Source organism: Plantactinospora sp. CA-294935 (assembly GCF_050936445.1).
GTDB lineage: Bacteria > Actinomycetota > Actinomycetes > Mycobacteriales > Micromonosporaceae > Plantactinospora.
In genome coordinates, this window is the sequence record NZ_JBNJMU010000001.1 from 282,246 (window position 1) to 290,666 (window position 8,421).

The window sequence follows — 8,421 nt, forward strand, 5'->3', positions numbered from 1 at the left end:
GGTCGGGTAGGGGTGGGCAAGGTCTGTGGCTGAGGGCCACCGTCCTCGTCAGACGGTCCCCGGGCACGGGGGCGTCGACCGGGCCGTCCTCTCCAGTCCGTAGGCGGACCAGCCACGGTGGTCGAACCCGGCGGCCTCGGCGACCCGGGCCGAGGCGAGGTTGCCCGGATCGTGCAGGTACGTCGGCACCGCGCCCTCGTCCAGCACCCGCCGGGCCGCCTGTGCCACCAGCCGGCGGGCCAAGCCCCGGCCCCGGCCCGCCGGCTCGGTGCCGACGGCGATCTCCTGCCCGTAGCCGTCGTGCCGCTTGATGCCCACCCCGGCGAGGTAGCCGCCGTCGGAGTCCCGCACCACAAGCACCTCGCCGCCGAACGGCCGCAGCCACGGCGGCACCACCGGATCGACGGCGTCGACCCACTCACCACGGTCCGGCAACGGCGCCGGGGCGAGCGTGTAGCGGAACACCGCCCGGTAGCCCACCCAGCCGGGCAGGCCCACCACGGCGGGCAACTCGGCCAGCAGCGCCGCGATCGGCCGGGCGCCGAGCGCGCGTACGGCGGCGGCCCGGGCCGGCGGCACCGAGAGTACGACCCCGAGCGGGCTGCCGACTCCGACGACCGGGTGCGGCTCACCGTCCCAGCCCGGTTGGATCCGGCGCTCGGAGCCGACCACGTCCAGCGATCCGCCGGCCGGCCACTGGCCCAGCCAGGTCACCAGATGGTGATGCAGCCGCTGGTCGAGCATGCACCCGCCCCCGATCAACCTCCGGCCCTCGACAGGCCCCGCCCGGTCAACCCGATCTCAACGCCCGGTCAACCCAATCTCAACGAAGGTTATCAATGGAAGCCGGCCCCCGACCGATGCCGGGGGCGATCCCGGCAGCGGGACCGGCCAGAGTGGACACACCCGGACGGGCGGAGCCACCGTCATTCTCCGATCAGCAGGCCAACCGCCCGGGAAGGGCCAAAAAGGTGATCTTCGTTCAAACCGGGGGTTGAGGCATCACACCGGGCGCTGCTAGCGTGCGCCGGGTACTCAAAGATCGTGGATGCGACCCAGGGCGCCCGCGACGCCAGAACATGGCGAGTGATCGATCATTCGGCCTCCGACCGGCACGGGACGGTGTAATGGGCTTTCGTGCTTCGCGCCTGCGTACCAAGGTTGTCGCCCTGCTGGTCACTCTGGCCGCGCTCTGGGCATTCGGCGCATGGGTCACCCTCCGCGACGGGTTGAACCTGGTCTGGGTGCAGACTCTCGAGGCCCAGGTGTACGCCCCGAGCGAACCGCTGGTCCTGAACCTGCAGAACGAGCGGCGGCTCTCGCTGAGCTACCTCGGTGCACCGGAGGCACCGGCCCGGGAGCCGCTGGAGACCGAGCGCCGCAAGGTACGCGCGGACGTAGCGATCTTCCGTGCCGAGACGCAGGCCTGGTTCACGAAGCTGGCGGCGCGGCCGGAACTGGAGCGACGGGTCGACGAGGCACTGGCCAAGCTCGACGGGCTGGCCACCGTCCGGGAGGCGATCGATGCCCGCCGCATCGACCGGCTGGCCGCCGCGCAGGCGTTCACCGAGGCGATCGACACGGTCTTCCGGATGTACGGCTCGCTCGGCAACCTCGACGCCGGCGACATCGACCGCCGGGTCGAGAACCTCATCCGGTTCACCAAGGCGCGGGAGCTGGCCTCCCAGGCCGACGCGCTGCTGACCGGAGCGTACGCCGCCAACCGGATCAGCCCGGCCGAGCACGCCCGGGTGATCCAGTTGATCGGCACCGAGCGGCTGATCGCGGACGAGGCGATGGCCGAGCTGCCCCGGGCCGACCAGGACCGCTACCGCCAGGCACTCCGGCAGGGACCGCTCGCCCGGCTGCGCGCGGCCGAGGACCGGATCGTCCTCAACGGACGGCCGAACGGCCGCCCGGCGGTTCCGGCGGACGAGTGGCGCGGCACCGTCGACCCCGGGTTGCAGGAGCTGCTCCGGTTGCAGATCGCCGGCGGCGACGAGGTGGTCAAGGCCGCCACGCCCGGCGCCATCGGGACCCTCGTACGGATGCTGATCATGGCCATCCTCGGCCTGGTCGCCGTCGTCATCTCGGTGAACACCGCACGGTCGATCGTCCGCCAGCTCGAACGGCTCCGCGAGGCGGCCCTCAAGCTCGCCCACGAGCGGCTGCCCGACCTGGTCGGCCGGCTCGGCCGGGGCGAAACGGTCGACGTCGGCGCGGAGGCACCGCCGCTGGAGGCCGGCCCGGACGAGATCGGGCAGGTGGCCCAGGCGTTCAACGTCGCCCAGGAGACCGCCGTACGGACCGCGGTCGAGCAGGCCGAGCTGCGCCGCAGCGTACGGGACATCTTCCTCAGCCTGGCCCGGCGTACCCAGGCGCTGATCCACCGGCAGCTCACCCTGCTGGACGCGATGGAGCGCCGGGAGAACGATCCGGAGGAGTTGGAGGACCTGTTCCGGGTGGACCACCTCGCCACCCGGATGCGGCGCAACGCGGAGAACCTGATCGTGCTCTCCGGTTCGACCCCGGGCCGGGCCTGGCGGCGGAACGTCCCGATGATCGACGTACTGCGGGGCGCGGTGGCCGAGGTCGAGGACTACGCCCGGGTCACCGTGCTGCCGGTCGGCGCGGTGGACCTCGCCGGCCGGGCGGTCGGCGACGTGATCCACCTGCTCGCGGAACTGGTCGAGAACGCGCTCTCCTTCTCTCCCCCGCACACCGGGGTGCAGGTCAGCGGTCAACTGGTCGCCAACGGCTACGCCGTGGAGATCGAGGACCGCGGGCTCGGCATGAGCAACGAGGATCGGGTCGCCGCCAACGAGCGGATCGTCACCCAGCACGAGTTCACCCTCACCGGCGGCGCCGCCCAACTCGGCCTGTACGTGGTCAGCCGGCTCACCGAGCGGCACGGCGTACGGGTCCGGCTCAAGGAGTCGCCGTACGGCGGCACCACCGCGGTGGTACTCCTCCCGCTGAGCCTGATCACCGACCGGAGCGCCGAGGGCGAGCCGACCACCGGCTCGATGCCGGTCGAGCGGCTCGCGGCGAGCGCGATCGGCGGCAGCGTACGGCGACCGCCGGGGCGGGAGATCGGTCGCCTGGCGGAGCGGGAGTCGGTACTCCCGCCCGGGCCGGCGCCGGGACAGCGCCCGGGCCGGCGCCCGGAATCGGATCCGGCCCAGCAGGCGCGCCGGGCTGTCGAGTGGCCCGCGGCCGGGAGCCCGCTCGACACACCGGGGCGGCCGGCGGGCGCACCGCCGAGGCCCGACCTGGCACCACCGGCCCCGGGCCTCGCACCGCGGGTGTCGGAGCTGCCGGCCCTGCGGCCCGACCGTGCCCCGACCCGGCCGGAGGGGGGCGCGACGGAGCCGGACGCCACGGCGTCTCCCGGGTCGGCCGGGTCGACGGCGCTCCCGAAATCTGGCGGGCCGACGGCGTTGCCGAAATCTGGCGGGCCGACGGCGTTCCCGGGATCGGCAGAACCGACGGCGCGGTCCGGACTTTCCTCCCGGTCCCCGGGGCAGGCGACCGGGTCGTCCGATGTGGCGTCGCCGGATGCCCGGCCTGGTGCGGGCGCCGCACCGGCGGCCGGGTCCGGATCGTCCCGGCCGGTGGGCTCTGCCTCGCCGGAGGCCGGACAGGGCCCGGCGAGCGGATCGGCCTCGCTGACCCCGTCCGGGCTGCCGGTCCGGGTCCGGCAGGCGAACCTCGCCCCGCCGCTGCGTGACGGTGACGACCGGACCGAACCGGAGCCGGCGGAGGACCACGCTCCCCGTACTCCTGAACAGATCCGCCGGATGATGAGTTCCTATCAATCGGGCACCCGGCGCGGACGGTCCGACGCCGCGCGCCCGCGCGACGACGGGACCGGGTCGGTTCCGCCCGAGGACTGACCGCGCACCGTGTCCGAGATGGCGATGTCACCGGTAGAGAGGGACGAACCCGTGCAGAAGACAGCCTCGAACCTCGACCTGACCTGGTTGCTGGACGACCTGGTCAGTCGGGTGAAACAGACCCAGCACGCCGTCCTGCTCTCCGTCGACGGGCTGCTCATGGCCTCGTCGCGGGAGCTGGACCGGGACGACGCGGAGCACCTGGCCGCGGTGGCCTCGGGCGTGCAGAGCCTGGCCCGGGGTGCCGGCAAGCGGTTCGGCGGCGGGCCCGTGCAGCAGACCATCATCGAGATGCGCTCGGCGTTCCTCTTCGTCACCGCAGCCGGGCACGGCGCCTGTCTGGCCGTACTCGCGTCCGAGGACGCGGACGTCGGTCTGATCGCGTACGAGATGGCGATGCTGGTGACCCGGGCCGGCAAGTACCTCGCGTCGAGCAGCCGGGCACCCGACGCGCCGGTCCAACGGCAGTGATTCCCGGCCATGACCGAGTACGAGGAGCCTCCGGAAATCCACTGGGTCGACGAGCACGCCGGCCCGGTGGTCCGGCCCTATGCGGTGACCCGGGGTCGAGCCCGGCCGGTGACCGGTAAGTTCGACCTGATCTCACAGGTGAGCACGGTGCGGACGGCCTCCTCCCAGGACATCGGGCTCGGGCCGGAGCACCTGGCGATCGTCGCGCTCTGCCGGCGGCAGCTCTCGGTCGCCGAGGTCGCGGCGCACCTGGACCTGCCGCTCGGCACCATCCGAGTACTGCTCGGCGATCTGCTCGAACGACAGCTCGTCCGGGTGTTCGAGCCACGGCCGGCACCGGTCCTGACCGACAACAGCGTTTTTGAACGGGTGATAAATGGGCTACGCGCACTCTGACGGTGCCGACCAGACTCCGGCGCCCGGCGAACCGATGCCGACCGCCGTCAAGATCCTGATTGCGGGAGGCTTCGGCGCCGGCAAGACCACCCTGGTCGGTGCCGTCAGTGAGACCCGTCCACTTCGGACAGAGGAACTCCTCACCCAGGAGGGCGTCAGTGTCGACGACCTCTCCGGGGTGGAGGCCAAGACCACCACCACGGTGGCGATGGACTTCGGCCGGATCAGCATCAACGACGAACTGGTGCTCTATCTCTTCGGCACACCGGGGCAGGACCGGTTCTGGTTCGTCTGGGACGAGCTGGCGCTCGGCGCGCTCGGCGCGGTGGTGCTCGCCGACACCCGCCGGCTCGCCGACTGCTTCCCGTCGGTCGACTACTTCGAGAAGCACGGCACGCCGTTCATCGTGGCGGTCAACTGCTTCGAGGGCGCCCGGCAGTACCAGCTCCAGGAGGTGACCCAGGCGCTGAGCCTCGATCCGGGCGTACCGGTCATGCTCTGCGACGCCCGGACTCGGAAGTCCGGCAAGGAGGTGCTGATCGCCGTGCTCGAACACGCGATGCGCAGCCACCGGGCGATGTCGGCGGCGGCCGCCGGCTGAGCCGCCACCGGGGACGGGTCCCGCCCCCCGTCGTGCACTCGTCCGCCCCGGCGCGGACGAGTCGCATCCTCGTCGTCGCCCGGACGTTCCGGCGGCCACGCGCAGATGTGAGTCCGACCGGGGTAACCGACGGTTAACGGAACTGTGACCGGCCAGCACCCCGCCGCTGGGCCGCCGACCGGTACTCCGGGACGCCGCCGGGTGGCGGCGGCCCGGACCACTCTCCACCGGGCCGCCCCGGTCGGAAGGTGCTGACCGTACAGGTCAGAAGACGTACCGCTCGGCGAGGCCCGGGTAGTCGAACTGCTCGTCGGCGCCGAACCAGAGCTCGGACTCGTACTTCGCCTCGTCGATGCTGCCGGAGGCGTGCACCAGGTTGGCGATGGCCTTGCCGGTCGCCTCGGCGTACGCCTTCGACATGTGCGCGAAGTCGCCCCGGATGGTGCCCGGCGCCGCCTGCCCCGGGAAGGTCGGGCCGATCATGCGGCGGACGTTCGCCACCGCCTCGACCCCCTCCAGCAGCAGCGCCACCACCGGCCCCTGCTGCATGTAGGTGGCGGTGGCGTCGTAGACGCCCTTGCCGAACCGCTCCTCCAGATCGAAGTAGTGCCGGCGGGTGAAGTCCGCGTCCATCTGCTTCATCTTGATGCCGACGATCTTCAGGCCGGCGTCCTCGAAGCGCTGCACCAGGCGTCCGGTCAGCCCCCGCGCGACCGCGTCGGGCTTGAGCAGGACAAGAGTACGTTCTATGGCCGCCACCGGGGCCCCTTCCTCGATCATCTGGTCGGGCCTCCACGAGCTGGACGCCCGGGAGCCCGACACCTGGGGCATCGAGCGCCCGCTCCAGCGACAGGCCGCTGAGATCACGATAGTAGTCGGCCCGGTTCGCCCGGCTTCGCGCTACCGCCCGGTCGCCGGCCCGGTCTGGCCCGCCGCGGCCAGCGGGGTGTGCCGGTAACTGAGCCGGCGGAGCAGCACCTCGGCCGGGCCGCGCCGCCCCGCCCGGCGCATCAGCTCGGCGAGCAGCACGGTGCCGAGCCAGACGCCGAGGGCCACCGCCGAGGCACCGGCGTCACCGAGCCGCCCGCCCAGCCCGCCGGCCCAGGGCGAGAAGAGCGCCACGAACGCCACCGACTGGAGCAGGTAGCAGGTGAGCGAGCGCTGCCCGCAGGCGGCCAGCGCGGTGACCACCGGGCCGGGGGTGCCACGGCGGCCCGGTGCGGTGCCGAGCCGGTGCGCGACCAGGCCGGCCAGCGCGGCGTAGCCGAGGCCGGCGCCGATGCCGGTCAGGCTGTGCAGGACGTACGCCGGCACGGCGCTGGCGGCGCTCCAGCCCGTCCAGATCCGCGCGTCGATCAGCGCCAGCGGGGTACCGCCGAGCACCGCGAGTCCGATCCCGCCCAGCGCGACCCGGGCCAGCAGTCGCCGGTGCCGGCCGGGCTCGTCGAGCAGCCGGCGCCGGGCGGCCCAGATGCCGAGCACCATCGGGGTGACCACGTCCAGCGCCAGCATCGGGGCGAGTACCGCCCAGGTCCCGACCCGGGGGCCGATCGCGGCGAGCGGGGAGTCGTAACCGGTTGGCAGCGGTGTCGAACCGTTCTCGATGATCCCGAGCGGCGGTACGACGGAGACCGCGACGAAGACCAGTGTCCAGAGCCCGGCGACCCGGAGCAGAGTACGGTCCCGGGCCCGGAGCATGCCGACCAGCACCAGCCCGAGCAGGCCGTAGGTGGCGAGGATGTCGCCGAAGAAGAGCAGCAGCGCGTGTACGAAGCCGAACGCGATCAGCCAGCGGCTGCGTCGGCGGAGCAGGCCGCGTACCTCCGGCCAGTCGGCGCCGGACGCGGCGCGCCGGTCGGCCAGCCGGACCATGCCGTAGCCGAAGAGCGCGGCGAACATCGGCAGCGCCCGGCCGTCCACCAGCAGCACCTGGAGCCCGGCGACCACCCGATCGAGGGTGTCGCCGTCGGTGCGGTAGCCCCGGAACAGGGTCTGGTGGCCGTAGAGGTACATGTGGGCGTGGGCCAGCGCGATGAGCAGCAGCATCGCCCCCCGGGCGAGGTCGGGGGCGAGGGATCGGACGGCTGGCGGCCCGGATGTCCGGGGCAGGGCGGCGAGGTCGGTGGGGCCGGAGTGGCTGGACATGGTTCCCCCGTTGGTCCAGGAATGTGGGCAGGGCAGGTCGCGACGGGCCGGGATCGGCCGGCGGACGGCAGAATCGCCGGGTCGACTGCGACGATTAGCTACGGGTGTGTATCTAACCTGCGGCAAATAAGATACGCAAGCGTTTCTTAGTGGAGAGGCAGCATGCGCGAGAAGGAAGCCGGCCCGGAGCCGGAGCGGCGTACCCGGCGGCGCGGCGACGAACTGGTCCGGGCCATCCACGCCGCGGTGCTCCGCCAGGTGGCCGAGGTCGGCGTCGGCGGGCTCACCATGGAGGGCATCGCCAAGGAGGCCGCCACCGCCAAGACCTCGCTGTACCGGCGCTGGTCCTCTCCGCGCGAACTGCTGCTCGACGCGCTGCACGAGGCGCACCCGCAGGAGGTGCCGTCCCCCGGCGCGGACGACCTGCGCGGCGACCTGATCCGCGCGCTGCGCCAACTCGTCGCCTGGATGACCACCCCGGCCGCCACCGCCGTGGTGGCGATCATCATGGAGCGACACCGCCACCCGGACCTGGTGGCGGCGTTGTACACCCGGGTCTTCGACGCCCGGGGCGGCACCTTCACCAGCACCGTCCTGCGGCACTACGCCACCCGGGGCGAGGTCGATCCCGCGCTGCTCACCCCGGTGGTGATGGACATCGGCGAGGCACTGGTGCTCAAGTACAGCACCGACAACGACCACCTGCCGGCCGACGAGATGCTCGCGGCCATCGTGGACCAGGCGATCCTGCCCGCCGTCGGCATCGGCCCGGCCCACCGCCCGACCGCGGCCCCGGTCCGCACGACGACAGAGGGTGGGCCACTGTAGACGCCGAGGCATTGGTGCACCGGACAGGGCGCCAATGCGGGCCAATAGCCGAATGAATGGCGATAACCCGTCTCCGGTGCGGCA

Annotated in this window: 8 protein-coding genes; 5 read left to right on the forward strand and 3 right to left on the reverse strand. The window is 72.7% G+C overall.

Features of this window, described 5'->3' with window-relative positions:
- Positions 1–48 precede the first annotated feature (48 nt).
- On the reverse strand, positions 49–744 hold the full coding sequence (locus ACQEVC_RS01395; RefSeq protein ID WP_432872576.1) for a GNAT family N-acetyltransferase: 696 nt from the start codon (positions 742–744) through the stop codon (positions 49–51).
- A gap of 383 nt (positions 745–1,127) precedes the next feature.
- On the opposite strand from ACQEVC_RS01395, the gene ACQEVC_RS01400 reads away from it, so the two are divergent.
- The 4 genes from ACQEVC_RS01400 to ACQEVC_RS01415 are packed head-to-tail and all read left to right on the forward strand — an operon-like array spanning position 1,128 to position 5,364.
- Complete coding sequence (locus ACQEVC_RS01400) at positions 1,128–3,896, forward strand: nitrate- and nitrite sensing domain-containing protein (protein ID WP_432872579.1); 2,769 nt, start codon at positions 1,128–1,130, stop codon at positions 3,894–3,896.
- 51 nt (positions 3,897–3,947) lie between these two features.
- Entirely contained in the window at positions 3,948–4,367 is a 420-nt protein-coding gene (locus ACQEVC_RS01405) for a roadblock/LC7 domain-containing protein (protein WP_318400639.1), read from the forward strand.
- Positions 4,368–4,376: 9 nt separating this feature from the next.
- On the forward strand, positions 4,377–4,763 hold the full coding sequence (locus ACQEVC_RS01410; protein WP_432872581.1) for a DUF742 domain-containing protein: 387 nt from the start codon (positions 4,377–4,379) through the stop codon (positions 4,761–4,763).
- Positions 4,744–5,364, forward strand: coding sequence for a GTP-binding protein (locus ACQEVC_RS01415; RefSeq protein WP_432872583.1), 621 nt, complete (start codon positions 4,744–4,746; stop codon positions 5,362–5,364). The genes ACQEVC_RS01410 and ACQEVC_RS01415 overlap by 20 nt, the downstream gene beginning before the upstream one ends.
- Before the next feature lie 264 nt (positions 5,365–5,628).
- Here the strand turns inward: ACQEVC_RS01415 and ACQEVC_RS01420 are convergent, their stop codons facing one another.
- Positions 5,629–6,144 carry a nucleoside-diphosphate kinase gene (locus ACQEVC_RS01420; protein WP_432872584.1) on the reverse strand — a complete coding sequence of 172 codons (516 nt, stop codon included), beginning with the start codon at positions 6,142–6,144 and terminating at the stop codon, positions 5,629–5,631.
- Positions 6,145–6,264: 120 nt separating this feature from the next.
- Positions 6,265–7,509 (reverse strand): DUF418 domain-containing protein, encoded by a 1,245-nt coding sequence (locus ACQEVC_RS01425; RefSeq protein WP_432872585.1) that lies wholly within the window; start codon positions 7,507–7,509, stop codon positions 6,265–6,267.
- Positions 7,510–7,671: 162 nt separating this feature from the next.
- On the opposite strand from ACQEVC_RS01425, the gene ACQEVC_RS01430 reads away from it, so the two are divergent.
- Positions 7,672–8,337, forward strand: a complete 666-nt coding sequence (locus tag ACQEVC_RS01430) for a TetR/AcrR family transcriptional regulator (RefSeq protein ID WP_432872587.1) — start codon at positions 7,672–7,674, stop codon at positions 8,335–8,337.
- The last annotated feature ends 84 nt before the right edge of the window (positions 8,338–8,421 follow it).

What these genes read in the sequence shown, in the direction of transcription:
- ACQEVC_RS01415 (WP_432872583.1), top strand. Translation starts at nt 4,744, where the DNA reads ATGGGCTACGCGCACTCTGACGGTGCCGACCAGACTCCGGCGCCCGGC.
- ACQEVC_RS01395 (WP_432872576.1), bottom strand. Translation starts at nt 744, where the DNA reads ATGCTCGACCAGCGGCTGCATCACCATCTGGTGACCTGGCTGGGCCAG.
- ACQEVC_RS01410 (WP_432872581.1), top strand. Translation starts at nt 4,377, where the DNA reads ATGACCGAGTACGAGGAGCCTCCGGAAATCCACTGGGTCGACGAGCAC.
- ACQEVC_RS01420 (WP_432872584.1), bottom strand. Translation starts at nt 6,144, where the DNA reads ATGATCGAGGAAGGGGCCCCGGTGGCGGCCATAGAACGTACTCTTGTC.
- ACQEVC_RS01430 (WP_432872587.1), top strand. Translation starts at nt 7,672, where the DNA reads ATGCGCGAGAAGGAAGCCGGCCCGGAGCCGGAGCGGCGTACCCGGCGG.
- ACQEVC_RS01425 (WP_432872585.1), bottom strand. Translation starts at nt 7,509, where the DNA reads ATGTCCAGCCACTCCGGCCCCACCGACCTCGCCGCCCTGCCCCGGACA.
- ACQEVC_RS01400 (WP_432872579.1), top strand. Translation starts at nt 1,128, where the DNA reads ATGGGCTTTCGTGCTTCGCGCCTGCGTACCAAGGTTGTCGCCCTGCTG.